Genomic DNA, 26311 nt, shown 5'->3' on the forward strand with positions numbered 1-26311 from the left:
TGCCGCAGGTGATTGCGGCGGTGGATATTCCGGTGATTGCTGCAGGTGGCATTGTCGATGTAGCCACAGTGCGCGCTGCCATGACGATGGGCGCTTCGGCCGTGCAAGTGGGGACGACCTATTTGCTCTGCCCTGAGTGCAATACCAGTGCAATCCATCGTGAGGCGTTGCAAAGTGATGCCGCGCAACATACGGCGCTGACTAATTTATTTTCTGGTCGACCCGCTCGCGGCATAGTAAACCGTTTTATGGCCGAAATGGGGCCGATGAATGCGGCTGTACCGGATTTCCCCTTGGCATCCTCAGCGGTTGCAGGCTTAAGGACAGCGGCGGAGCGACAAGGATTTGGCGATTTTAGCCCGCTGTGGTGCGGGCAAAATGCCAGTGGTTGCCGAATGATTCCCGCAGCCGAACTGACACGGCAATTGGCTTTAGGCTTTGGGTTTAATGTTTGAAATCCTATAAATAGTTACAGGTGCAAAGCCTGCATCCATTGTTAATTCCAATGCTCAAGGCCGCGCCATAAGGATTTTCAGCCATTTGGCCTTCGAGACATTCGAATACCTTTGGGGATGCAAGCACCACTGATACACTACTCACGCTTTTGTTAAATGTCGTTGCCCATGGAAAGCACTGCGCAATAAACTGGCTAACAGAATGGGGAACACCCAAAGGCTGGTTGTTGCTTGGCACTCTGCCGAGTTTTCCACCTTGTTGTTGGATTCTATTGTGGGAGTATGTGGATGGCACAGATTATCAGTAATGCTGCGGTGGGTCGTACCCTATTGATTTTATTGCTGTGTGCTGGTGTTTTCTTTTTTATCGATTTTTTAGTTCCCGCCTTGGCCGCCCTGATCGTCTGCTTCTCCAGTTGGCCGCTGTATCAAAAATTATTGGTTAAATGCGGTGGTCGCTCGGCGCTGTCTGCCACTATCGCGTTAGTTTTGATTATTGTCGGGCTAATTACACCGCTGATATTTGTTTTTTCCTATGCTTTACAAGAGATTAGGATATGGGCTGAATGGTTGGTGTATGCTAACCAGCATGGCGCGCCCGTTCCCCTTTGGATTAAGGATTTACCTTGGGTTGGTGCGTGGTTTACCCAGCAATGGCAACAGTTTATTGGGGAACCCCATGAACTGGGCAAGATAGTCAGTGCAATTAGCGGACAAAATTTGACAGGCATTTCCCGTTGGGTGCTGCAATTGGGCTGGAATACTTTAGGCTTGCTGCTGACCTTGTTGTTTATGCTGATCACCTTGTTTTTCTTATATAAAGATGGCGCGTCGGTGGCGAAGCAGATTGATATTGTCGGTGAGCGTATTCTACCCGCTCGCTGGTATCGCTTTTCCCGCGTGGTGCCCGCGACGGTGAGTTCAACCGTTATCGGCATGACGCTTATCGCCATCGGTGAGGGCATAGTGCTGGGGATTGCCTACTGGATTGCTGGCGTGCCTTCAGCTGTGGCCTTTGGGGTGTTGACTGCTTTTATGGCCTTAGTGCCAGGCGGCGCGCCAACCATGTTTACCCTGATCTCACTGTATTTAGTCGGCACTGGCGATATGACGGCAGGGGTCGGCTTATTCCTCTGGGGCAGTATCGAGCTGTTTATCGTCGATAAAACCCTGCGCCCTAATCTGGTTGGTGGGCCTATTAAGCTGCCTTTCTTACCGACTTTTTTCGGCTTGATTGGTGGAGTGAAAACCATGGGCTTTGTGGGTCTGTTTGTCGGCCCCGTGTTGATGGCGCTGTTAGTCGCTATCTGGCGCGAATGGTTAAGGGATGACCCTGATAGTTCGGTTGTAACTGAATCCCTTGAATCACCGCAGGAACAAGGCCATTCAAATTAAGGATGAGTGAGTGCTTGTTTGCGCTCCTCGGTATAAAACCACCAAGGTTGAGGAGCGTCGCCCGCCATAAAGCGGGTAATCGAAATAAACACATCGAGCATACAGGGATCGTGTCTTTGCCCCGTTTTGTCACACAGGGTTTGATACATTTCATAGGGATTTCTCCCAAGCAATTGCACTGGCGTCTCTATGCCGAGCAGACGTAGATCCGCCGCGCTCGCTTTACCAATATTCGGTAAATCCGTTAATTTTTTTACTTGGGTTCTGACAACCTTTGCTGGATTCATTCTTTATCCCTAACCAACTGAAATACTCCATCTTTAAGTATAGATTGTTGCGGTTTTCTGCTCGTTATCCGGCATGATCTTGAGAGCTGAAGGTGAGCTTATGTATAAAATCTAGCTAGTTTGCCGCCTTTCCCTTCCTTGGTAAAGGCGGCAAAAGTTTAGAGCTTACTGATATCGACGTTCAAGCTGTCTAAGTGTTTTAGAATTTCAGGATTCACATTGGTGTCGACACGCCCACCTAAATGCTCAGCAAAAAACTGTTCGGTGGCGACAATCGAGGCTAGCTTGTTGGCACGTTTACTAAAGCCATGTCCTTCGTCTTTTGCCAGTACGTACTTAACGGGTAAAGACTTTTGATACATCTTCTTGGCGATATTATCCGACTCAATTTGCGTGACGCGTGGATCGTTTGCCCCTTGGATCAGCATCAATGGCGCCTTGATATTATCGACATAGTTAATTGGTGAGCGATTTTCCATATCTTGCTTCTGCTCGGCAATTTGCGGGTCGCCAACCGACTCAAACCATTGGCCTAAATAGGGACGCCAGTAGTCGGGGAAGGAATTCATCAGTGTCACTAGGCTCGATGGCCCTACATAGGCGATCACAGCATGGTACAAGTCAGGTGTAAAAGTCGCGCCAGACAGTGCCGCATAACCACCGTAGGAGGCGCCGAAGATCCCTAAACGCTGTTTATCGGCAATACCCTGTTCGACTAGGTAATTGGCACCATCGGTGAGATCGTGCTGCATGCTGCCAATCCCCCAGTTACGGTTGCCTAAGTTTAAGAACTTCTTACCGAAACCCGTCGAGGCACGGAAGTTAGGTTGTAATACCGCATAACCACGGTTGGCATAGAACTGGGCAATAGCGTGGAAGTAGCCTGAGTCGAGCGTCCAAAAATCCCGTGCCCAAGGGCCGCCATGGGGCAGGATAATGGTCGGTAGCTGAGTCTGTTTGCCTTTCGGTAGCGTTAAATACGCTTGGATTTTTACGCCATCCCGCGCGGTATACACAATCGATTGGCGTGGCGAGAGTTGATCAGCTGGAATGCTGGCCGGAATATCCACTAACAGGTGGATATCCCCCGTGGTGGCATTGTATTGATAGTCAGCGCCTGCGGCTCGGTCGCTGGCGACATGAATTTGCCACAGATGGGTTTTCTCGTTCATCTCGCCAATCGTGATTTCAACATCTTGATTAAAATGACGATTAATCACATCCCAATGACGAGCAAACTCGGCATTTAAGGGATAAACCCGTAAGCGTCCACCATAGTAACCAACCGCTAAGGGCTCACCTGCGTCGCTAAACTGTACCCCAAAGACGTCGGCCTCGTTATCGGGATCCTTGTGAATGGTTTCATATTTACCCGTCATCAGATCGACTTTCAGCAATTCCTGCTTATCGCGATCGCCGATATTGGCGCTGATATAGGCGAGTTTTTGGGCATCATTCACTTTAAGAATATCGATGCTCTCACCCTTGGCACTTTGAATGATCTTGCGCCACTTACCGTCGATCAGCACATACAAGGCATTGGTGTTATCGAGATTACTGCTGCTGGCAATCACAGGTTGACCCTGCTTGTTAAACCTCACCTGAGTAAAGCTCTGCTCGTTCTTCAGGATAGGGGCTAACTTGCCGTCGTTGATATTGAGCAGATAAATATCCATGCGGCTCGAATCGTCGTGGTTGGCTTGAACAACCAACAAATCGGGATTGTCTTTTACCTGCTCGAGCACGCTATATTGCACATCGTCCTTATGTGTTAAGCGCTGCTCTTTGGCGGTGATCTTGCCGGCTTTTTCCTCAAAACTCAGCTTATAAATTTGCGTATTTTCGTTACCGCCTTTGTCCTTCATAAAGAATAAGTCATTACCCTTGGCGGACCATTCGAAGGCGCGGATGGGTTCTACCGATTTGGTCAGTGGTGTGGCACTGGCAAGGTCGGCCTTATCGGCCATCAGGAAGATATTGCTGGCTCCTTGGTACTCCTTCACAAAGGCAAGCCACTTGCCATCGTCGGATATTTTTAGATGGCGAATGCTTTGCTCATTGAAGAAGTTTTCGATAGGAATGAGCGGCGCCTCGGTTTGCTGCGTCGCGGTAACTTGAGGTTGCTCGTTGCGAACATCCGCCGTAGTGCAACCCGTCAGCAGCAGTGCGGCGGCAATGGCAGCACTGCATAACTGACTCGTAAAAGGAAATTTTTGCATTGTCGTAACCTTAGTTTAGGAAAATTGACATTATGCTAATACGAAAATTAATTATCGTAAAACAATAAAATTATATTTCTTTGTAATATTTTTTGTCGAAGGATTATACTGGTGTTCGTTCGCTATGAACGGCTTGGGATGATGTTTGGGTGAGTGGATGAATCAAAATTTTAAAAAATTAATAAAAATCAGTGGCTTTTGTCGCTGGCTGGTGCTCTTGTCTGCTGTGGCGATTATCGCCCATCTGCTTTATAGCTATTGGGCCTATGATGAGATCCGCTTCAATACCAGTAATTCCCAGTTCCTCGAACTGTGGAACTTGCCGAACGCTAACCGAAACCTGTTGCTCGCCATGCTAACCCCTTTATTTATATCATTTTTAGTCGGTGTTTATTGGCTACAACGGCTCTTATCCTGCTATCAACGGGGGTTATTTTTCAGTGATGAGAGTATGAAATGTTACTTGTGGCTCGTATGGCTGAAAGCCGCCGCTTTAGTGTTTGAAATGCTACAAAACTTAGGCATAGGCTATTATCATCAGTCATTTTTTGAGGATGGTCGCATCGAATTAGTGCTTGATTTTGGCAATATCACCACGATTTTATTGATGTTGCTTATCGTGTATTTGCTTAAAGCCGCCCGCGATTATGAGGCGGAAAACAAAGAGTTTGTTTGATCTTGAATATTATCGTTAATTTAGACGTCATGATGGCGATGCGAAAGGTGAGTTCTAAAGAGCTTGCCAAAGCAGTGGGCATTACCGAGGCGAACTTGTCCTTGCTTAAGCGGGGCAAAGTCAAAGGGGTGCGTTTTGATACCTTGGCGAGTATCTGTGAATACTTAGCCTGTCAGCCGGGGGATATTTTGGAATACCGAAAGGATGCTGAGCAAGATACGTCGGACTAAGAGAAGATGCCTAGGCTGCATGCTGTGCAGCCTAGGTTTGCGGTTTTACGCTTTTACTAACTGAGTTAAATCCGCTGGGCGGTAATAAACGGATTTCAGTACCTTGCCTTGGCGCACGACTTTACCGGCCATTTCTACATCTTTAGCGCATTTGGCGATGATAAATTCGCCCTTTTTACTGCCGACGATGTCAACGCCTTGCTCGGCATAAAAAGCAATGGTTTCGGCTAGCTCTTGCTCGTTGCGGCACACTTTGCTCATATTGCTCGAATGGACTTCGTCCCAGCAGGCGATAAAGTCAATTTCACGGTTTTTGGCGACACACAGCAGCAAGTCGATAAGGTAGCTGATTTCTAATTTGTCATGCATGTGCTCGGCGCCTAAGTGCACTAAACGCCCCATCAATACATACACTGAATCGACAATGGCATCGGCTTGTTCGATACGGCTATCGGCTTCGGCAAGTTCAGTTAACTCTTCAATAATCAGCGAAGTATGTAAGGTGTCAGCCTTATCATCCAATGAGCTGGCATCGTTGACTGCGAGGTCGAAGGTACTGCGAAACTCACTGATATCACGATACAAGTGGTCATAAATAGGTTGAGTTAAACAGCTGAGTTTCATCGGAGTGCCTTAGATTTTATCAATAGGTTTTACAAATAGATTGGTGAAATCGATTTATGGATAACTGCGGCAATTCTAAAGAAAGGTGGCGCAGAATACAAAGTGTGCTGGCCTTGAAGTAAAAAATACCCGCTGCCAAATCGGGGAGCAGCGGGTTTCGGCAAAGATTAGGGTGGACACCGAATGGAGATTTGATTAACAGGCACGGACTAAGTCACTAAAGACCTCGTCATTGACCGCTGGGTTAACGGCTTATTGTGCGTATTTTGCGATCAGCTTATCCAAATAAGGGGCAACCTCTTTGTCAGACCAATCTAAATAGCCACGAACAAAGCCAACAAGATTACCTTTTGCATCAAATAAATAAGTCGCAGGAACCACATTGGCAGGAATGATCTGCTCGATATTTTTGTTGGGGTCGAGCCAAGTGCTGTATTGATTAAAACCATGCTGATTAAGAAACGGGCGTACTTCTTTTATCTCTTCATCAATTGAAATTGGCACAATAGCGATTTTTTTATCGGCAAATTGCTGTTGTAGTTTTTGCAGCTCGGGGATTTCCCTTAAACAAGGGACACACCAGGTTGCCCAGAGGTTTACTAGCGTAAGCTTACCTTGATGTTGTTTGAGGCTTTGTGCTTGCCCAGCTTCATCCATAAAAGGCACTTCGGGTATCCCGCGGGCATGTTGCATCTCAATAAAACCCGTCATGACTCGTGGTTTTGGAATTGCTTCGCCAGTGTCATAGAGTTTGTTTTGCAGAGAATGGGCCTGCACGACGCAGCTCAGCAGCAATGAAGTGCAAAGGAGGGTGAGCTTGGCTGTGGATGATTTCATGGGTTTATCCTTATATTCAAACTGAGCGAGTCGCGTTGTTAGCGGAAGGTGACTTGCGTTTTATCAGGGTAAGACCTAAGCCTAACCCTATGATTAATAACGCCAGTGGGCCTAGCCAAAGCGCCAGTGTTGAGGGTTTTAATTCTGGCTGATAACGGATTTTTTCACCGTAGCGCTGCACCATAAAATCGAGGATCTCATCCCGTTTATAGCCTTGTTCAAGCAGCGAAAAAATTTGCCCCTTGAGCTCATGGGCGATAGGTGCCTGTGACTCGAATAAGGTTTGGTTGGTCGCCATTGGGCAACGCAGTACTTTGCTGATCGCTATTGCCTGTTGCTGATAGGATGTGCCCATATCCGAGCTTTCCTGTGCCGTCGCGAGAAAGGTTGTCCCGCCAAAACAGAGGATGAGTGACAACAACCAAAACAATAAACTCAAATAGGGGGAGCGAAATAATGGATTCATGGGGTTACAGTCTCCCTAGCTGAGGGGTGCCTGCTGCCCTCAGTGCTTCTGTGTGTTCGACATGGCGAACTTGTCTGACGGGCCACGCAGCGATTGCTCCTGCGAGCATCATCAACATGGCGCCTAGCCAAATCCAAGTCGCCAATGGTTTATAGCTAATGCGGATCAGGTACTCAGTGTCGCTCAGTTGCAGTCCCATTGAGACGTAAATATCGCGCCAAAAACCGTGGTCGATGCCCGCGTGGGACATTTCCATACCATTGCTTTTAAAGGTTTGTCTTTGTGGTTGGATATAGCCCAGTACTCGATCGTCCTGCTTGGCATCGCGTACACTGATATTGGCTTGAATAGCAGTAAAACTTTGGCTCTCAACTTGCTCGGTACTCTCATACACCAGCACATAATTCGCTAACGGTTTACCCTGGCCTGGCCCCATTCGTAGCAGGGCTTCCTGTTCGAAAAAAGACACCGATGTTGCGCCGATAATCGTCACTACAACCCCGAAGTGTCCGAGCATCATGGCGACCCTTGCGCGCTTTGATGCTGACGGCTGGATTGGTCGTGCTGTGGGTAAGCGTTCTGGGGCGCCGCGTGGTGGCTTGAGTATCATCTTTAGACTCAAACCAAGGCATAACAATAAAAATAACGCGCTGGCACTGCCAAGAACGAGGAATAATGCGCCATCGCCTTTAGCTTGATAACCCAGCACTGTTGCAATAATGGCAATGGCTACAGTGGGGACAGCCAATACCTTGAGTGGTTTGTGGGTGGATTGCCCCCAATTGAGTAGCGGGGCGAGGCCCATTAAGACGACAGCGATAAAGGTCAATGGGACAAAAATCGCATTAAAATAAGGTGCGCCCACCGACAAAGTACCTAGGTTTAACAGCTCATATATCAGGGGATAAAAGGTGCCAAGTAGTACGGAAAAAGCCGCGACTACCAGCACTATCACCCCAAGCAGTAAAAAGGTCTCTTTGCTTAATAGCGCATGGGTGACTTCTCGTCTCAGTGCGGGGGCTTTTATCGCAAAAATAAATAGGGCCGCACCAACAAAAAGCACTAATAAACATAGGATTGACATACCTCTGGTTGGGTCAGCAGCAAAGGCATGTACCGATTGCACGATACCGGAACGCACCAAAAAGCTGCCTAACAAACTGAGGGAGAATGCTAATAAACATAAAAACAGTGTGGTAAGGGTAAAGCCCTGTGTTTTTCGGGTGAGCACTAAAGAATGCACCAACGCGGTTGCGACCAGCCAAGGAATAAATGACGCGTTTTCAACGGGATCCCAAAACCACCAACCGCCCCAGCCCAGTTCGTTATAAGCCCACCAAGAACCAAAGGCATTGCCCCCTGTGAGGAAAATCCACGCCAATAGCACCCAAGGGCGCATGTATTCGAGGTGGCGAGTCGGTAACTTTCCTCCCAGTAACGATGCCAGTGCTGCGGCAAAGCAAACCGTTAGCCCGACATATCCCAAAAACAGCATAGGTGGATGCAGTATTAAGCCTATGTCCTGCAATATGGGGTTAAGGTCGCGCCCTTCGACTGGAATATTTGGTAGCAAGCGGGCAAAGGGATTGGAGGTAAAGAGTAAAAACAAATTAAAGCCGAGGATCACTAAGGCCAAAATTGCGAGGACTCGGCCAAAGTAAGCCTTATCAGCCTGTAAACTGGCACTATCGAGATTAACCTTATTCGTTGCTTGGCGCCAATTGATCACTGCGCCCCACAGGGCAATGGCGAACACCCAAAATAACATTGAGCCTTCATGGCTGCCCCACACGGCCGCAATTTTATAGCCCACAGCGAGTTGACTATTAGAATGGTTGGCAACATAGGCGACTGAAAAATCATCGCTAATAAAGCTAAATATTAAGCTACACAGTGCGGCAAATAAGGTAATAAATAGTGCGTAAAATAATTTATTGCCAAAGTGGATTAGGTAAACGTTATTCCGATAGCTACCAATTAAATGATTCGTTGCCGACAATAATGCAAAAACAGTGCTCATGATTAGCAATATGTGCCCTATTTCTGGAATCATATTTATCATTGATATTTCCTGCATGGCATTAGTTATCGATTTACATTAATACTGAAATTAATGAGAGGTTACTTTTTAGCGGTTAATCGGTACAGACTTATTTGTTTTTATCTAGGTAAGTTAGATGTGAAGTCTTTACCCATTCCACGATTGGCTTGCAGGGTAACTGAGTTTTAACGGAAGGAATGTGATCTGTCTCGGTATTAAAATCGTCATTTGTGGCTTTGGTTCTTTTTGAAAAATCAAAGCTGTTTTTAGGTTTTTTTAGATGTAAAAAAACAGATTTAAAATCTAAAAAATCACTAATAAAATTTTATCAAGTTTATGATTTGTTTGTATTTTTTGATTTTTAGCTCTATTGATTTCTGAATCAAAATTTAATGTGCTCTAGCGCAGATTTTTTGCTTTTTCTCTCATTCATTATGCCGTCACTGGTCAATTGTTTATGTCGTTCAGTGAACAGTTAGGTTCAGTGGAAAATATAAAACTAATGATAAATTAGGAGTGAATGATGAAGCGATGGAAAACCAAAACAGCCTTAGGCGTGCTGTTTTGTTTAGGTTCTGCCGTAAGCGCTACCACAATCGCATCCGATGCTAAATCGGATGGTAAAGTGGTCCCTGGTGTGGGTAATAAACAACAAACTCACTATACTCAAGATATCTTGGCTAACCCCAATTTAAATGAAAATTTAATGGAGAAATCCCGTGGTGTTAAAACACTGCAGGATTATATTGTTCAAGAGCAAGAATTGTTTGATTTTCTATTTGAAAATCACCCAGTTTTTAAATATGACGCAGAAGGTCGTTTAAAAGGCACTTATAAAGTCAGTGACCGTGGTGAAGAATATTTACACGGTGGTGACAGTGTTGCTTACAGTAAACACAGTAAAGAAGTGAACTCAACCGATGGCACCGCTGTACGTTATAGCTCTTATAACGATGGTCAGCGTCCAAAAGCACTGCAATACCGTTTAGGGGCAAAATCGATTTTAGATTTCCCTAACAAGTTTGTGGGCCCAGAAAAATGCGGTGAGTGTCATGGGCCGCAATACGAAAAATGGAGACGTTCACGTCACTCTAAGACGATTCGCTTCCCTGGCGAACATCCAGAAGTCGATAACGACCTGAAAAAAACCATGTATACCACCAAAGATACCACGATTCTGCCATCGGGTATTACGCCAGACGCTATCTACGCGACTGTGGGTACGCCACGTACTAAATATGGTTTTATCGACGCCTACCTAGTGCGCGGTACTTACCATGTGAAAGACGGTCTGTTGAAAGATGGCACTGGTACTATGGTCGCTGGTGGTAACCAATTCTCCCGCGGTTGGGCTGAGTGGTTAACTCCTGAAATGGCTGCAAAAATTAACAAAGCTATTCCAAGTTTCCCCGTCAAAATGGAAGATTTTGGTACCAGCGGTTCACACCAATGGGGCATGAGCTCATACGGTGCTAAGTATGAGAAGGAATTCCTATTCCAACCTGCTAGCTCCTATTGCGAAATGTGCCATAGCTTCAAGTTTGACTTCCAAACGAAAGATGAATTCTTTGCTGCTTTAGGTAACCCGAAAGAGCTGCAAAAACACACGATTTCTAAAGGGATTACCTGTGAAGAGTGTCATGGCGCAGGCGGCCACTTAGACGGCGGTATTGGTGGCGGTATGCCATCTAACTGTGAACGTTGTCACCAACGCTTCAACTTTGTTGAAGAGTTAGCTGAAACGCCACAGGGTAAAGAGAAACTGGAATATGCCTTCAACGTGAAGATGAAATCTTCTTGCCCATCTTGCGGTACTGAAGGTTCACAAATGTTTGCCTCTGCTCACTATGACAAAGGTATGCGTTGTTCAACCTGTCACGATCCTCACGAAGTGACCGATGGTGATTGGAAGTCAGGCATTACTAAACCAAAAATCATCAAAGAGTGTACTGAGTGTCATACGGCTCAAGCCGAGATTGCTAAGAACACTAACACCCACAGCAACCAAACTTGTCAAAGCTGTCACATGCCAAACATGGGAAGCTGTGAAAACTTCACTGCGATCCAATTCCCTGATATGGCGGGCTTCGACAACGTTCGTAAGTCACACATGTGGAAGATTGATGTCGATCCACTGCGTAAGACCCTTAACCCACCAGAAGGTAAGTCTCGCGATGCGACGACCAAAGGTTGGACTGTGGCGAAAGATGAAAACGGCTACAACTACCTCGACTTGATGTGGACCTGTGCCCGTACTTCGGCTTCAGACCACGATGTAGTGGAAAACAAAGGTTGTCACAGCCAGTTCCAATCTGAACTTGAAGTGGGTCTGCACTTTGAAGACCAGATGGAAATCTACGGTGAAGTTCAAAAGTGGCAAAAACCAGTTAAAGAAACTTTTGCCCAAGTAGAACAAGCCCTTGCCCGTATCGACAAGCTGTTAGAAGTCACCAAGCTGTCGGTAGAAGACAAGACGCAAGTGCTGATGTTGACCGACAAAGCCCAAGATGTTGTTCGCCTGATCAAGGCTGACGGCTCATGGGGTGCGCACGGCCCAACTTACTCACTGAAACGTCTCGATGCAGCCTTAACCTATGTCACTCAAGCCCAAGCCATTATCGATGGTAAAGGTCTGAGCGCACAGAAAATCTAGTTCGACTCGAGTCTAACTTGTCCCCGGCACATCCGTGCCGGGGAATATACGAGGCCAAATAATGAATAACGTGATCCGACAAAGCCTGATAGGCGGCTTAATGGCACTGAGCTTGGGTGGCATCAGCCTTCCAGCCATTGCAGGGGGCGGTTCTGATATTTCTGAAGCACCCTATAACGAAATTCAGTTGAATCCTATTTCCATGCGGGAAGCAGAGACCTTAGTCGGTAAGCAAGGGGTTTATTTTTTCGACGTAAACACGCTGGAAATCTGGGCGGAAGGTTTTATCCCCGGGGCGGTTTTTTTCAATGTTCAAAATTGGAGAGAGTTACTTCCAAAGAATAAAGATGCGGTGATGGTGTTTTATTGCGCTAACCGCCTTTGTACCGCCAGCAACATGGCTGCACGGGAAACCATGAAGCTAGGTTACACCGGTGTACGCCATATGGCCGATGGTATTTTCGGTTGGCGCATGTCTGGAAGAACAACAGAAAAACCCTAGTAATCAAATAAATATATTAATCGGTTATGGGCAATGTCCATACGTTTTCGGCTAACGCACCAAGCCCTAGGGCTAAATTGTAGAGAACATAAAATGAAAACATCTATGCCAACGTCTTTTATCCCAAAAACCATCACAGTGGCGACCTGCGCCGCACTGTTTGTGTCTATGGCGAGCTTTGCCGCCCCAAGCCTTAAAACCGATGCAGATAAAGCGTCTTACAGTATCGGTGCCTCTGTCGGTAACTACATTTCTGGCCAGGTTTATAACCAAGTGGAACTGGGCGCAGAAGTGAATGTGGACTTAGTGGTTCAAGGTTTTGTGGACGCGCTGAAAAAACAACAGCAATTAACCGATGAAGAAGTGGTGACGTATCTCAATCAACGCGCCGAAGAATTAAATCAAGTGAGAAAAGCCAACGCTGAAAAATTAGCTGCTGAAAATACCAAGGCGGGTGAAGCCTTTCTTGCTGAAAACAAAAAGAAAGCTGGCGTGATTGTGACTGAATCTGGCCTGCAATATGAAGTGTTAACCCAAGGTACCGGTAACAAACCTAATCCTGAGGACGTGGTCACCGTTGAATACGTTGGCAAGCTTATCGATGGTACTGAATTTGAAAATACCGTTGGCCGCAAAGACCCTACGCGTTTTGCCTTAATGACGGTAATCCCTGGTTGGGAAGAAGGCTTAAAACTGATGCCAATGGGCTCTAAATACCGCTTTGTTATCCCAGCAAACTTAGCCTATGGCAATGAATTTGTGGGTGAAATTCCACCGCAATCTACCTTGATCTTTGAAATCGAACTGAAAAATATCGAAAAGCCAAGTGAGAAAAAAGAAGCCCGCATGATGGGCATGATGCCTGCTCACTAAGAGCAAACATCGGGGACTGAGCGTTCAGTTTTGTACGCTCAGTCATGAGCTTGGAGCGGCAAGCAAAGAGGTTAGGTATGGCAAGTTTAGGGTTCACCATCGCACTCCTATTAAGCGGATTTGTTGCTTGGATATTTTGGCAACACGCACGCTTAAATCAACAGCAAACCGTTGCGGGGCTGCCTTTAGTCTCCTCTGGGTTGCCAGTGCTGTGCAGTGGTGTATTGCTTGCTATGACGCTCGCTATCTACAGCCAAACGGGGCGTTATCAGGATTGGGATAAGGGCATAGTCAATGAACATATTGACTACTTAGTGGCAGCCGACATTACCAAAGCCGTTCGCCTAGTTGACGATCAACCACAAAACCCGCTGGCATTGATGTCACTTGCCCAGGCCTATAGCGCGGGTGGTTTATATAGCGATGCGGTGCAGACCTTGGACAAGTTGCTTGCGTTGGTGGGAGAGGATGCCGAGGTGCTCGGCGCTAAAGCGAATGCACTCTATTACCGCGATGGTCGCCAAATGACGCCGCAAACCCAAGCGCTGATTGCACAGATCTTGGCGTTTGCGCCCTTTGAGCCGCAGACCCGCATGTTACAGGCCACCGATGCGTATCTTCATGGGCGTTACCAAGAGGCGATAGACCATTGGCAGGCACTACTGTCACAGCCAACGGCAGAGATTAATTGTGAGGCCATTTTAAACGCCATTGGCAAGGCTCAAAGCAAATTGAATGAAAGTGGATATTAATCAAGTCGCTAGCCATTTTCAGGCATGTAGGAACGATAACGATATAAATAAAAACGTCGGTATAAAACCGATAGATGGAGGATGTTGTGAGTGAAAATATAGAGAGACGGAGGTTCCTTAAAAGCGCTGGCATGTGCTCTTTGATGTTAACACCTTTAGCGGGTTGTTCGGTCAAAGAAGATGCTGACAGCGCCCATAAGTCCCATTACGTCATGGTGTTTGACCAAAATAAATGTGTCGGTTGTGGTGATTGTAAAACCGCCTGTAACCAAGCAAACAACTTACCCGCGGGTGTTTCTCGGGTGATCCTTGAGCAGCAAAGTGGTCGTGTTGAAGGTCAAGCCTGCCCTCACTGCGGCAAGATGAGTTGCGACTGTGAGCGTAAGTTTGTGCGGGTTTCCTGCCAGCAGTGTAAAAACGCCCCCTGTGTCACGGTTTGTCCAACGGGCGCGGCGCACCGCGACGCGAAAACGGGCATCGTGACTATGGATGCGAGCAAATGTGCGGGTTGTAAGTACTGTATTGGTGCTTGCCCTTACAACGCTCGTTACATCAACAAAGAGACGGATGTGGCTGATAACTGTGACTTCTGTTTGCATAGCAAGCTGTCTAAGGGCGAGCTACCGGCATGCGTGCAGAGTTGTAAGTACGACGCGCTGATCTTTGGTGATGCCAATGATCCTCAGTCCTATGTCAGTAAGTTATTGGCGGTAAAAGACTCAGTGCGGATTAAGCCGCAGTTTGGTACTGAGCCGAGCTTACGTTACATACCAATCGTCAAACTGGGAGTGTAAATATGGATACCAGTATGGAATTTACCCTCGGCTTATCCCAAGGCGTTGCTTGGCCTTGGCCGATTGCAGTGTATTTATTTTTTGCGGGGATTTCGGGCGGGGCGTTAACCATTGCGCTGGCGCTGCGTTTTTACCTAGGCCAGGTTGAAAATACCGCCTTCTTAAAAGCCGCGACCTTGCTGTCCTTTGTGACCATTAGCTTAGGGATGTTATGTCTGGTACTCGACTTGACTAACCCCTTATTCTTCTGGCGAATTTTGGTGTTTTATAACTTAAATTCTGTGATGTCGATTGGTGTTATTGCGCTGTCGGTGTATATCCCGTTAGTGGCAGTGGTAGCACTTTTAGCCCTCGAAAAAGAGCTGATGGCCATCCCACAATTGAAGTTTTTAGCGCCGATTATTGCCAAGTTAAAAGGCTTTAGACGCCCAATGGAAGCGCTCGCGTTAGTGCTGGCGTTATCTGTATGTGCTTACACAGGCTTCTTGATTTCTGCGCTGATCCGCTTCCCGCTGATCAACACCTCGGTACTCCCTGCGCTGTTTATTGCCTCGGGTCTATCCGCGGGTGGCGCTTCAGCCAAAATGCTGGCGGTGTGGTTATTTAAAGAGCCCTTGCACAGCGGCGAAATGAAGATTCTGCACGGCGCTGAGTGGCCGATTATGTTCGCCGAAGCCATGTTTATTTTCATGATCGCGACAGCACTATTAACGGGTAATGCCGGTGGTCAATTTGCTTTTGCCGCCTTCCATGAAGGTGTGTGGGCAAGCGTATTTTGGATTGGTGTTGTGGGTATCGGCTTTGCCGCGCCACTGCTACTGAACTTTGCGACGGGTAAACATTTTAGCCATTCGGCCAAAGCGTTTTATATGTCGGGAATGTGTGCGGTAGTAGGGATGATGTGTCTACGACTCTTTATCCTGTTAGCGGGCCAAAACTACGCGATTTAACGATGTACTAAGGCCTCGGCCTTTGATGAACCATTTTTTTATCAACCCTCGTCGCAAGAGGTCTGTCCCTGCAAGGTGCCTTGGCGAGGCGTTGATATTTTTCAAAGGATTAACAGCATGAAAAAGTTCTTTGGGTTGTTACTACTCGCTCCTTTGTTATTAGGCTGCAATAAGAGCGAAGCGACCGATCACCAACACAAAGCCGAGATGATCCACGAGCATGATCGTTGCCACCTATGCGGTATGGTGATCACTAAATACCCTGGACCAAAGGGTCAAGTACACCTTAAGGCCGAGAAGATGGTGCCTAAGTTTTGCTCTAGCCGCGATATGTTTAACTTTGCCTTACAGCCTGAAAATAAAAGACAAATTGCTTACATGATGGTGCATGACGCCGCGACAACCGATTGGGAACAGCCTGATGATGGCGCCTTTATCGATGCCGCCAGCGCATTTTATGTTTACGGCACCAGTAAAAAAGCCGTGATGGGGCCAGCAGTCGCACCTTTTAGCACTAAAGCCGCCGCCGAAGCCTTTGCAAAGGAATACGGTGGACGCGTATTAACCTTTGAAGATATCACTCTCGAATTACTCGCTGGCGATAAGTAGGCGATTGATCATGCTGCGTTTATTGCTCCTCTGTTGGCTCTGCACCTTATCCTTTATCGGTGTGACGCAGGAGTTAAGGGTTAAAGATACTGCCTCTTTAACCCACGCATTGGCGCAGGCGCAGGACGGTGACACACTCGTACTTGATACCGCAGTGTATGAAGGTAATTTCAGTGTCACCCGCTCCATTCATATTAAGGCCGAAGCGGGCGCGACCCTCGATGCCCTACGCCAAGGCAGCGCCCTCACCATTACTGCACCCAAAGTGATTGTCGAAGGACTCAATATCCGCCATTGGGGGCGGGATCTTTATTATCACGATGCAGGCATTTTATTGCAGCCCGGGGCAGACGAGGTGCTTATCAAGGGCAATCGTCTTGTCGGGGATGGCTTTGGGATTTATGGCGAGCAACTTGCTGCGCCGCGTATTCTTGAAAATAGCATCAGTGGCAATGGCGCTATCTATGTATTAGACCGAGGCGATGGGATTTTCCTTAAGCATGTGACCGCGCCCGATGTGCAACAAAATCATGTTATCTTTGTCCGCGATGGGATATATCTCGAGTCGGTGACGGACAGCAACATTCACCATAATCAATTCGCTAAGCTTCAATACGGCATCCACTACATGTATACCCGAGGTGATGAAGCCTCAAACAATCAAGCGATTAGCGTCGACGGCGGCTACGCATTGATGAATTCACAACAAATCTACCTGCACCATAATCGCGTCAGCCAAGCGCGGGACTTTGGCATTCTGCTCAATATCACCAACGACTCTCATATTCAGGCGAATATCGCTACAGACGTGAAGCATCCCCAAGGTTCGGTAGAACTCGGTAACGAAGGCAAGGGCATTTTTATCTACGCCGCGCAGAATAATCGCATTCAAGATAATGAATTTAGTCACAGTGATACTGGGATCAGCATGGCGATGGGCGGTGAAGCAAACCGCCTTTGGCATAATCGTATTTTAGCCAATCAGACCCAAGTTAAGTACGTCGGCGAGGCGCAGCTGGAGTGGAGTTATCAGGGGCAGGGCAATTACTGGTCTGAATACCGCGGCTGGGATGCTAATGGCGACGGAGTGGGGGATGTTACCCACAGACCTAACGACAATTTAGACAAGCTATTTTGGCTCTATCCCGAGGCGAAACTACTGATGGAAAGCCCGGTGGTATTGCTGCTGCGTTGGGTAGAGCGGCAGTTTCAGCCAACGAGTGACAGCGGTGTGAGTGATAGTTTCCCCTTAATGCGACTGACCACAGAGGGAGATGGAATATGAGCCATTTTACCAACAACGCCATCAATCCACAGGCGCTGACATTAATGACAAAGCAAACTGCCGCCCAAGGGCAAGTGGCTGTTAAGGCCGTTGGATTGAGCAAGCGGTATGCCGAATTTGAAGCGGTAAAAGATCTTAATTTTGAGGTGGTTACAGGCCAAACCTTAGCGCTGCTAGGCCATAATGGTGCCGGTAAATCTACGCTGATCAAAATGATTTTAGGCTTGGTATCCCCAAGCGCGGGCCAGTTATTTGTGCAGGGGCAAGAGGTACAAGCCAAGCGGGTCAATGCGAGTTTATCTTTAGGCTATTTGCCTGAAAATGTAAGCTTTTATGACAATATGACGGCGCATGAACTCTTAAGCTACTTTGCCAAGCTTAAGGGGGTTGAACCTGTGCGAGTCAACCTTTTACTGGAAGAGTTTGGTCTGATGGCGGCTAAGGATAAACGGCTGCGCACCTTTTCCAAGGGAATGCGCCAACGTTTAGGCTTAGCGCAGGCGGTGCTGGCCGACCCTAAAGTGTTGCTGCTGGATGAACCGACTGTCGGGCTCGACCCTCTGGCATCGGCCTTTTTGTATCAAAAAATGGCGCAACTTAAGGCCCAAGGCTGCGCGATCATTATCAGTACCCACGAGTTAGGTTTAGTGCAAGATCAAATGGATAGCGCGCTGATTTTAGGCCAAGGCCAGATGCTTGCCTCGGGGAATTTGCATAGTCTTAGGGCTGCAACCTCGCTACCCAGCCTGATTGAATTGCATCACTTTACGCCGCTGCAATATCAGCAGTTGCTAAGCCAAGCGTTGTTCGCCTCACTGTTAGAACCCTCAGCCTCAGACCGAGTGTGCTTAAGGGTGCCTGATGCGCTAAAAGCCAAGGTGATACAGCAATTACACTCCCTGAAGATCCATGAGTTTTCTATTGTGCCGCCGAGTTTACAGGATATTTTCCATTGTTATATGGCGAATCTTCAGCCCCAGAGCGCGTCCAGTTGCAACACCTTTGCTGGTACAGAAAACCTTAATTCGGAGTTAGTGGCATGAGCCAAATCTGTCAGTTAGATCAACAGCAAGGCTTGTCGAGTTTTCGTCCTCCTATGGCGCTGACATTGATTCAAGCCGTTGCGGTAAAAGAATTTAAAGACAATCTGCGTAACCGTTGGTTATGGCTTATGGCGGGTATGTTATTGATTCTTTCGCTGTGTGTGAGTTTTATGAGCAGCGCAGTATCGGGCAGTTTAGTGGTATTTGAGAGCGCGCAAATTTTTTCTGGTTTAGTCACGCTCGCGGTGTTTATTTTACCTTTGGGTGCCATTTTACTTAGCTACGATAGCTTTGTTGGTGAGCGGGAATCGGGCACCTTGCTGTTGTTGCTGACTTACCCCTTAGCCCGTTGGCATTTGGTTTGTGGCAAATTACTCGGCCACGCCTATGTGATGGCCACTGCCTGTTTATTGGGATTTGGCTTAACGGCCTTGTTGCTGCTTGTCCTTGGAGCCGAACACGCACGGCTGGCCTTAGTGATTGGCTTTATTCATCTGATGGGTAGCGGAATTTTATTGTCCTTAGTGTTTGTACTCTTAGGTTACTGCGTGAGCCTATGTGTGCGGGAAAAAGCCAAAGCCTTAGGTGTATTACTGCTGCTCTGGTTTGTGTTGGTGTTGGTCTACGATTTGGTACTATTAACAGCCCTCGTCAGTATGGCTGAAGTACTCAATCGTCAACTATTTAACCTATTGATTTTAATCAATCCTACCGATCTTTTCCGGGCTTTAAACTTACTCGCAAACCCTGCCGATACCTTATCGGCAAAGAGTACTCTCGCCCTAATTTCCCAAACGGGTATGGGCTTGCCCTTAATGTATGGTGTATTTGTGGGCTGGTTGACTGTTTTGCTACTGGTTTGTTGCGTTATTTTTAATCGCCAAGAAGTTTAGATACCCCTGCATTAGTTTAAATTTACGCTTAAAAAACAATAGGTAAACTGAGTGTAGAGTCACAGTATTTTATGTTGTTAAAAGGTAAAATAAGCCATCTTGATTTGGTAGCCACAAGTCACGGTTGCTCTCGGGTGAAACTGAGTTTCACTGTGTTTGCCCGTTGTTAGCGCAATCATAGTCTATTGTTTTGGCTTAGTTTTGGGCGCTTAACATGCATAAAATTACTTCATACCTCATGCTAGATGAACAGGCCAAGCTGCTGGTTGACCATGTTCATGGAACCGAGATCGGCCTGACTTTTTCAGAAGCCGCCGTACTCGTGTTGCTGCTGTCATCGCCGAATGCCATTTTTACCAAGGAAGAATTGCTACAAGTAGGCTGGCCAGATCGCGTGGTCGCACCAACCTCTTTGACTCAATGCATCAGCACATTACGTAAAAAATTAGAGCCTTATACCGAGGTACAGCTCAAAACTGTGGCACGCCGCGGTTATCAATTGCATGTCTCAGAACAGTCCCATGTAAAAATGTTGGCGATTAACGATGCCGATGCTATCCGCGATGCGATTGTTGGTGTCTCTGCTTGGACTAAGGTTGCTGGTATCGTCATGCTGGGGATGATCCTCACCTTGATCTGGTACTGGAGCGATCACCATGCTGTGGTGAAGCATGTCGCGAAATGGAATGCCGATAAATATATCAGCCTGAATATTGGTGGCACCTTAGGTACGGCGCAGGTGTTGTATATCGATGATGAAGAGCATTTACACCCCTCATGGTGGCAAAAACATTTAGCCCCAGAAGGCAATCATATCGATGGCTTACCTTATTTCAGTGCCTTTGCGTCAACGGATGGTAAAAACTATTCGATGGCAATATGCCCTGCGTTAGATGCCAAGGATTGTACTGGCAAAGGCATCATCAATATCACTTCGATTGATGCTAAACCCGCTGGCCTGAGTATGGCGGAATTTATTCCACTTAGTAAAAAGATGGAAGAGCGGATCCGCTACAACCGCGTAGTCTTACCTGTTGATGATAAAGGGGTTGGGGAGCTACTGGAGCATAACTACCATGCGGATATTTATTTTCCGGTGGCTGGTGAGTTACTGGTTCGCACGGATCTCAGCATGTCGCTGGTGTACGAGGGGCAAAGCCGAGGCAAGTTTTACTCCACCTCATGCATTACCGATCAGGACTGTTTAACCACACCGATTAAGTACACCATTCGGGGCGATTTTGAGCAATATCAAACCCAGATAGGTGATCTCAATGTGGATGTTTTTCATGTCAAAGTATCACAAAAAGAGCTGACCAAACCCGATGAGGTGAGCCACTCGGCCATGCAGTTTTACCGCGCGATTCGTAAGCACGATATTCGCGATGAAGATCTGTTCTATTATCGGGTTTATCAAAATAAGGACACAGCCGTTTGGATAGTCCCGCAAATGGGGCAACTGCTGGCGTGGACTCAGTACACCCAAGTCAAACTCTAACTTCGCATGTTATTAAAACAGCCGATAGTCATCGGCTGTTTTGTTTTGGGCTCGCCGCTCAAAAGCCTGTATTAAAGACTTTGCATTAACTTTCTATCATAAAGTGTGAGTTTCTTTTACATCCCACCATATCGCCAGTTACACTGCCTGACCATGCTAGCAAGCATCTAGATTAGCCAAAATACCAAAAATACAAGAATAACAACGGAAGGAGTCTCTTATGTCGGACCGCCTGATCCCCGCCTTATTACTGTCAACAACAGTACTGACGGGATTAACTGCCTGTGGTGATAACACCAATCAAACCGTCGCCAGCGACAATACAGCAAAAGTACAAACCAGTGCAGCGCCTGCTGCTAGCCAACCCGCCATGCCAATTGGCATTAACCTCGCGGCCATGTCACCCAAGGTTAAACCCGGTGATGACTTTTATACCTACGCCAATGGCGAATGGATGAAAACCACAGAGATCCCCGCCGATCGCTCAAGCACGGGCGCCTTTTTAGTGGCTTTCCAAGAGACGGAAAAGCATAAGACCAGCCTGATTGCCGACTTAGTCAAGGCCGAACACCCCGCTGGCAGCGATGATGCGCGCATTGCCGATTTCTACAAGGCGTACACTAACACCGCGGCAATCGATGCGGCGGGCATGAAGCCAATGGAAGCCGATTTAGCCCGTTATCAAGCCATTGCGGATAAACAGGCTTTATCGGCGGCGCTTGGTGCTAACCTGCGCGCCGATGTGGACCCGCTCAATGCCACCGACTTTTTCACTGAAAACCTCTTCGGTATTTTCGTCACCCAAGGTTTGGCGACACCGGGTGAAGTACTGCCTTACCTGCTGCAAGGCGGTTTAGGTTTACCCGAGCGCGAATACTATCTGTCGGACGATCCTAAAATGGTCGAGATCCGCACCGCTTACCGCGCTTATATCGAAACCCTGTTGACCGATGCGGGCATCAGCGATGCTGCTAGCCGTGCAGATCGTATTTTTGCTCTCGAACACAAGATCGCTAGCGCCCACGCCAGCCGTGAAGACAGTGAAGATTTCACTAAGGCATCGGGTGTGTGGAGCCGCTCCGACTTTGACGCTAAAGCCCCTGGCATCGACTGGACAGCCTTTTTGGATGCCGCCCAGCTTGGCAAGCAAGATAGATTTGCCGCTTACCACGCCAGTGCCATTACTGGGCTGTCGGCGTTGGTGGCCTCTGAGCCGTTGGATGCGTGGAAAGACTGGCTGGTGTTCCACCATATCAACAGCCACGCCGATGTATTGCCATCGGCTATCGATAACGCTTCTTTTGCCTTTAACGGCACTAAACTGTCGGGCACACCCGAGCAGCGCAGCCGCGATAAACGCGCATTGAGTGCCTTGGATGAGTACCTTGGTGATGCCGTGGGCCGCGCCTACGCCGAGCATTATTTCCCGGCCTCGGCCAAGGCCGAAGTTAGCACTATGGTGGATAACATCGTCAGTGCCTTTGGTAAGCGGGTCGAAAAACTCGAGTGGATGGACCCTTCAACCAAGCAGGAAGCCTTAGCTAAGGTCGCGACCATCGCCGTTGGCGTGGGTTACCCTGATAAATGGCGCAATTACGATGCCTATGCCGTATCGCCAACCAATGCCTACGCCAATGCCATCAATGGTGAGAAGGTGGAATATGCCCATCAACTCGCCAAAATCGGCAAACCTATGGATAAAGGTGAATGGTGGATGACGCCGCAAGTCGTCAACGCAGTAAACTTGCCAGTGCAAAACGCGCTTAACTTCCCCGCGGGGATTTTACAGCCGCCATTCTTCGATGCGAAGGCCGATGCCGCCTATAACTATGGCGCGATTGGCGCTGTGATTGGCCATGAGATCAGCCATAGCTTCGATAATAATGGTGCCGCCTTCGACTCGACGGGCGCAATGCGTAACTGGTGGACGCCAGCGGACTTTGCTCAGTTTGCCAAACAAGGTGAGGCACTGGCGAAACAGTTTGATGCCTATGCGCCATTCCCAGATTTGCATGTAAACGGCAAGCTGACCTTAGGTGAAAACATTGCCGACGTGGCGGGCTTAGCGGCCGCACTCGATGCTTACCATGCTTCACTTAATGGCAAACCCGCGCCGGTTATCGATGGCTTTACCGGCGACCAACGCTTCTTTATCGGCTTCGCCCAGACTTGGGCAACCAAGATGCGTGACGAAGCTTTGCGTGCCCGCGTGGCGACCGATGGTCATGCCCCTGGCATGTACCGCGCGCTGACCGTGCGTAACTTAGATGCCTGGTACACCGCATTCGATGTGAAGCCCGGCGATAAGCTGTACTTAGCGCCAGAGGATCGTGTGAAGATCTGGTAAGTTCATCGTCTTAAACAGCATCAACTAACGGGAACATATTGTTCCCCTTATACTTTGCGCTATTCAGCTATTAGAATATTTAGCGGTTCGCCGAAGTCCTGTAAGATGATGCTTTAGTATTTACATTGTGATTAAGGGATGAGGCATGAGTGTAGAAAACCGCTATTTTTACGAGCCGAGTAAGGGACATGGGTTATCGCACGATCCCTTAAATGCCATTATTGCCCCCAGGCCCATAGGTTGGATCTCCTCCCGCAATGCACAGGGACAACGCAACCTTGCGCCCTATAGTTTTTTCAATTGTTTCAACTACAAACCACCTATCATCGGTTTTGCCAGCACGGGCTGGAAGGACAGTGTTGCTAATATCGTCGACACCGGCGAATTTGTGTGGAATCTCACTACCCGCAACCTCGCCGAGAAAATGAATCAAACTTCCGCCATGTTGCCCCGCGGGGAGGACGAGTTTGCCTTTGCCGGACTTACCCCAAAGGCTGGCACTATCGTTCAAGCCGAGCTGGTGGCCGAAAGCCCAGTGAATTTTGAGTGTAAGCTTTCTCAATGTATTCAATTAACTGCCGCCAATGGCGACAAGATTGATACTTGGTTAGTCTTAGGTGAAGTGGTTGCCGTGCATATCGCCAAGCATTTACTCGATAGTGACGGCGTGTATCAAACCGCCCTCGCCGAACCCGTGCTGCGGGCTGGCGGCCCATCCGCCTACTATGGGATTTCGGAAGCGTTACGGTTTGATTTACATAGACCACAAGTGTAGGTGGTGGTACTCAAACTTCGTTTGAGTTTTTAAAGCAAAATCAAAGTCGTGGGGCTTCATCCCCAGATTTTTTATAAAGAATCGACCAAGGAGGACTGCTCGTCCTGTCCTCCTTGCTATTGTTTTCACAAGCAGCCAAGAGGCTCCTAACGGAGTTGAAAGCCCCTTGGGCATTAAGCGGTCAGACGCTTGTCCCTGATTGACTGACGCTCTCTCGGTATCTGATAGGCAGGATGCCTGAATGTCGTGAAGTGCATGGTCAATGATGTTCCATACATCATTCTGACACTTCCCATTTCCCTATGGGGCCGACTATGTCTCGCTCACGCAACCAACGCAAATGCCCTGCGGCAACTCCGAGGGGAGGGTGAACTCCTGTAACTTCTTTGTTGCCTTGTAGGTCATCCGTTACTTCTTATCTCCTCCTTAGATCGAATCCTGTAATTCATCTCTTGAACGTAAGCAGAGAGCATATTATGTTTTTGATTTAAAATGGCTGGCCTGATTTTTTGTCAACGTAATAGAGGCGTATTAGCGAGCATAATGAAATATTTTTTGAATTCAAAATCTCTAGCTTTGATCGTGCTAGTTAGTCTTGCGATGTGGGGATATTTTGGTTTTTTAAGCTATATTGGAGACCCTCGTTTAGCGGATTCGAGCTTAGATAGCTCGGAAATGAATAAATTAGAAATATTACTCAACACAATATCATTGTTATCGCTATTTTATTTATGGGGTTGTTCAGTCATCCACTGCTTCAAAAATACAAGTAAATTTTTAGGTATAGTCATCGCATTTGTATGGCCACTGATTTATTTTTACGTGCTGTACATTTTGGGCTCTAATTGGCACAAGTGCTTTGCTCGCTAGCAACTATTATTACTTATACAATTTGCGAAATGCCGCAGGTACTGGTCCTGCTGTATTTAAAACAACCCTACTGCGAAAAACGGTATATCTGCAATCTTCTTTAGTGAAATGTTGTATTGGGTGTTTTTTCATATGAAAGATGTTGTGTTAGCGCTATGGCACATACCTAGTTTACAGATAAATGCTTGCGCGACTTTCTAATCGCTAAAATCTACGTTATTACTATTCTATCAGTAAGATAAAGTGCTGAACCCGTTTGATAAAGTGAGTTCTGTTGTCACTGTTTGAGTCGTCGTTACGGGCTGCCTTGTCGTGTCCACTGTGGAAGGCTGTTGGTTGGAATATTACTTAGGAGAAGGCCCGCTTATCGTGGTGTTCATCCTAAAAACAAATTATTAATCAGTGCAGGAGCAAATATGAAAAAAGTGGTAATGATTGCCATGGCGACGGTCTTACTGGGGATGGGTGGATGCTCGGTAAAGGAAAGGGCGATGAGTGGGTTTCAAGTTGTGCCCTTTGATGCGTTCAAAACGAGTGAAACTAATCCCAATCAGCGTATTTATAAGGAGCAGGGTGTAGATCTGCGCCAGTACAATCAAGTGTTGCTCGATCCATTACAATTTATTCGTCAAGAGAATGGCCAGTGGTATCTATTAACGGCTAATGAGCAGAATGAGATTGGCCGTTATTATCATACTAAGTTTAAAAATGAATTGACGAAAAATGGAGTCAAGATTGCGACTGAGTCGGGCCCAGGCGTGATTAGAGTTCAGGCAGCGGTGACAAATTTCGATTTAACTCGACCAGAGCTTAAATTACGCGATTTATTACCGGCGAAGATTGCCATTGATGTGACAAAAGAGGCAATAGGTATGGAGCCTTACTTGCTCAAGGTTGGCAGCATGTCGCAATTGCTTGACTCACAAAGCGGTAAGTTATTAGTACGAGTTTTAGATGCTCGCGAGAGTGAAGACACTACCCAAAAAGATACCCCAATTAGTGCAAGCGAGCTGGAAAAGATGATCGACCAGTGGGCAGCCAGTCGCGCTAAACAGTTAGCTGACAACTTGGGCAAATAAGCACAAAAATCTGTTTAAGGTTGGCTAAAATACTTAGCCTTTACGCATCCGGTTATAAAACAAAACCCCAGTGAAAACTGGGGTTTATTGTTTGAGTCTATATTGGCAGGTTAACCTGCCAAGCTAATCAATCAATGCGTTATTTGATAAACGCGAAG

The 26311-nt window shown here is 47.4% G+C and carries 24 protein-coding genes; 18 read left to right on the top strand and 6 right to left on the bottom strand.

All coding sequences use genetic code 11. The annotated features are described in order from the left end of the window. Both L976_RS13620 and L976_RS13625 read left to right on the top strand, forming a co-directional pair. Positions 1-455, top strand: a 455-nt coding sequence (locus L976_RS13620; RefSeq protein WP_047540506.1) for an NAD(P)H-dependent flavin oxidoreductase, incomplete at its 5' end; no start/stop codon positions are given. Between the two features lie 288 nt (positions 456-743). Beyond that, a complete protein-coding gene (locus L976_RS13625; RefSeq protein ID WP_047537500.1) occupies positions 744-1850 on the top strand; it encodes an AI-2E family transporter in 1107 nt (368 codons plus the stop codon). Here the strand turns inward: L976_RS13625 and L976_RS13630 are convergent. Beyond that, positions 1847-2137 carry a helix-hairpin-helix domain-containing protein gene (locus L976_RS13630; protein WP_047537503.1) on the bottom strand — a complete coding sequence of 97 codons (291 nt, stop codon included), beginning with the start codon at positions 2135-2137 and terminating at the stop codon, positions 1847-1849. The two genes, L976_RS13625 and L976_RS13630, sit on opposite strands and share 4 nt — an antisense overlap. A gap of 158 nt (positions 2138-2295) precedes the next feature. Beyond that, positions 2296-4356 (bottom strand): S9 family peptidase, encoded by a 2061-nt coding sequence (locus L976_RS13635; RefSeq protein WP_047537506.1) that lies wholly within the window; start codon positions 4354-4356, stop codon positions 2296-2298. A 157-nt stretch (positions 4357-4513) separates the two neighbouring features. Between L976_RS13635 and L976_RS13640 the strand changes: the two genes are divergently transcribed. Continuing rightward, entirely contained in the window at positions 4514-5032 is a 519-nt protein-coding gene (locus L976_RS13640; RefSeq protein ID WP_047537509.1) for a DUF2975 domain-containing protein, read from the top strand. Between the two features lie 2 nt (positions 5033-5034). Next, complete coding sequence (locus tag L976_RS13645; RefSeq protein ID WP_039978987.1) at positions 5035-5262, top strand: helix-turn-helix domain-containing protein; 228 nt, start codon at positions 5035-5037, stop codon at positions 5260-5262. Between the two features lie 45 nt (positions 5263-5307). Here the strand turns inward: L976_RS13645 and L976_RS13650 are convergent, their stop codons facing one another. The 4 genes from L976_RS13650 to L976_RS13665 form a co-directional block, all read right to left on the bottom strand. Further along, positions 5308-5886, bottom strand: coding sequence for a nucleoside triphosphate pyrophosphohydrolase family protein (locus L976_RS13650; RefSeq protein WP_037413877.1), 579 nt, complete (start codon positions 5884-5886; stop codon positions 5308-5310). A gap of 252 nt (positions 5887-6138) precedes the next feature. After that, positions 6139-6723, bottom strand: a complete 585-nt coding sequence (locus tag L976_RS13655) for a TlpA family protein disulfide reductase (protein WP_037413878.1) — start codon at positions 6721-6723, stop codon at positions 6139-6141. Between the two features lie 16 nt (positions 6724-6739). Further along, positions 6740-7189 carry a cytochrome c-type biogenesis protein gene (locus L976_RS13660; protein ID WP_037413880.1) on the bottom strand — a complete coding sequence of 150 codons (450 nt, stop codon included), beginning with the start codon at positions 7187-7189 and terminating at the stop codon, positions 6740-6742. Positions 7190-7193: 4 nt separating this feature from the next. Continuing rightward, a complete protein-coding gene (locus L976_RS13665) occupies positions 7194-9251 on the bottom strand; it encodes a heme lyase CcmF/NrfE family subunit (RefSeq protein ID WP_047537512.1) in 2058 nt (685 codons plus the stop codon). A 502-nt stretch (positions 9252-9753) separates the two neighbouring features. Here L976_RS13665 and sirA point away from each other — a divergent pair. The 14 genes from sirA to L976_RS13740 all read left to right on the top strand — a co-directional run bounded on the left by sirA (position 9754) and on the right by L976_RS13740 (position 26153). Next, positions 9754-11883, top strand: coding sequence for a dissimilatory sulfite reductase SirA (sirA, locus tag L976_RS13670; protein ID WP_037413884.1), 2130 nt, complete (start codon positions 9754-9756; stop codon positions 11881-11883). Between the two features lie 61 nt (positions 11884-11944). Continuing rightward, complete coding sequence (locus L976_RS13675) at positions 11945-12385, top strand: rhodanese-like domain-containing protein (protein ID WP_037427342.1); 441 nt, start codon at positions 11945-11947, stop codon at positions 12383-12385. A gap of 93 nt (positions 12386-12478) precedes the next feature. Then, complete coding sequence (locus L976_RS13680) at positions 12479-13258, top strand: FKBP-type peptidyl-prolyl cis-trans isomerase (RefSeq protein ID WP_037413888.1); 780 nt, start codon at positions 12479-12481, stop codon at positions 13256-13258. Between the two features lie 77 nt (positions 13259-13335). After that, positions 13336-14010 carry a tetratricopeptide repeat protein gene (locus L976_RS13685; RefSeq protein WP_047537515.1) on the top strand — a complete coding sequence of 225 codons (675 nt, stop codon included), beginning with the start codon at positions 13336-13338 and terminating at the stop codon, positions 14008-14010. Between the two features lie 86 nt (positions 14011-14096). Further along, positions 14097-14804: a 4Fe-4S dicluster domain-containing protein gene (locus tag L976_RS13690; protein WP_037427340.1), complete on the top strand. Its 708-nt coding sequence runs from the start codon at positions 14097-14099 to the stop codon at positions 14802-14804. Between the two features lie 2 nt (positions 14805-14806). Continuing rightward, positions 14807-15754, top strand: coding sequence for an NrfD/PsrC family molybdoenzyme membrane anchor subunit (gene nrfD, locus L976_RS13695; RefSeq protein WP_047537518.1), 948 nt, complete (start codon positions 14807-14809; stop codon positions 15752-15754). A gap of 117 nt (positions 15755-15871) precedes the next feature. Next, on the top strand, positions 15872-16363 hold the full coding sequence (locus L976_RS13700; RefSeq protein WP_037413896.1) for a nitrous oxide reductase accessory protein NosL: 492 nt from the start codon (positions 15872-15874) through the stop codon (positions 16361-16363). A gap of 10 nt (positions 16364-16373) precedes the next feature. Then, positions 16374-17648, top strand: a complete 1275-nt coding sequence (nosD, locus tag L976_RS13705) for a nitrous oxide reductase family maturation protein NosD (RefSeq protein ID WP_047537521.1) — start codon at positions 16374-16376, stop codon at positions 17646-17648. After that, entirely contained in the window at positions 17645-18691 is a 1047-nt protein-coding gene (locus tag L976_RS13710) for an ABC transporter ATP-binding protein (protein ID WP_047537523.1), read from the top strand. The genes nosD and L976_RS13710 overlap by 4 nt, the downstream gene beginning before the upstream one ends. Continuing rightward, positions 18688-19584, top strand: coding sequence for an ABC transporter permease (locus L976_RS13715; protein ID WP_047537525.1), 897 nt, complete (start codon positions 18688-18690; stop codon positions 19582-19584). The genes L976_RS13710 and L976_RS13715 overlap by 4 nt, the downstream gene beginning before the upstream one ends. Before the next feature lie 214 nt (positions 19585-19798). Continuing rightward, entirely contained in the window at positions 19799-21082 is a 1284-nt protein-coding gene (locus tag L976_RS13720; protein WP_037413903.1) for a winged helix-turn-helix domain-containing protein, read from the top strand. A 220-nt stretch (positions 21083-21302) separates the two neighbouring features. After that, entirely contained in the window at positions 21303-23429 is a 2127-nt protein-coding gene (locus tag L976_RS13725; protein WP_047537527.1) for a M13 family metallopeptidase, read from the top strand. A 145-nt stretch (positions 23430-23574) separates the two neighbouring features. Continuing rightward, a complete protein-coding gene (locus L976_RS13730) occupies positions 23575-24204 on the top strand; it encodes a flavin reductase family protein (protein ID WP_047537531.1) in 630 nt (209 codons plus the stop codon). A 1202-nt stretch (positions 24205-25406) separates the two neighbouring features. After that, positions 25407-26153, top strand: coding sequence for a DUF3313 domain-containing protein (locus L976_RS13740; protein WP_231570500.1), 747 nt, complete (start codon positions 25407-25409; stop codon positions 26151-26153). Positions 26154-26311 lie beyond the last annotated feature (158 nt).

The organism is Shewanella sp. ZOR0012, from assembly GCF_000798835.1.
GTDB classification, from domain to species: Bacteria; Pseudomonadota; Gammaproteobacteria; order Enterobacterales; family Shewanellaceae; genus Shewanella; species Shewanella xiamenensis.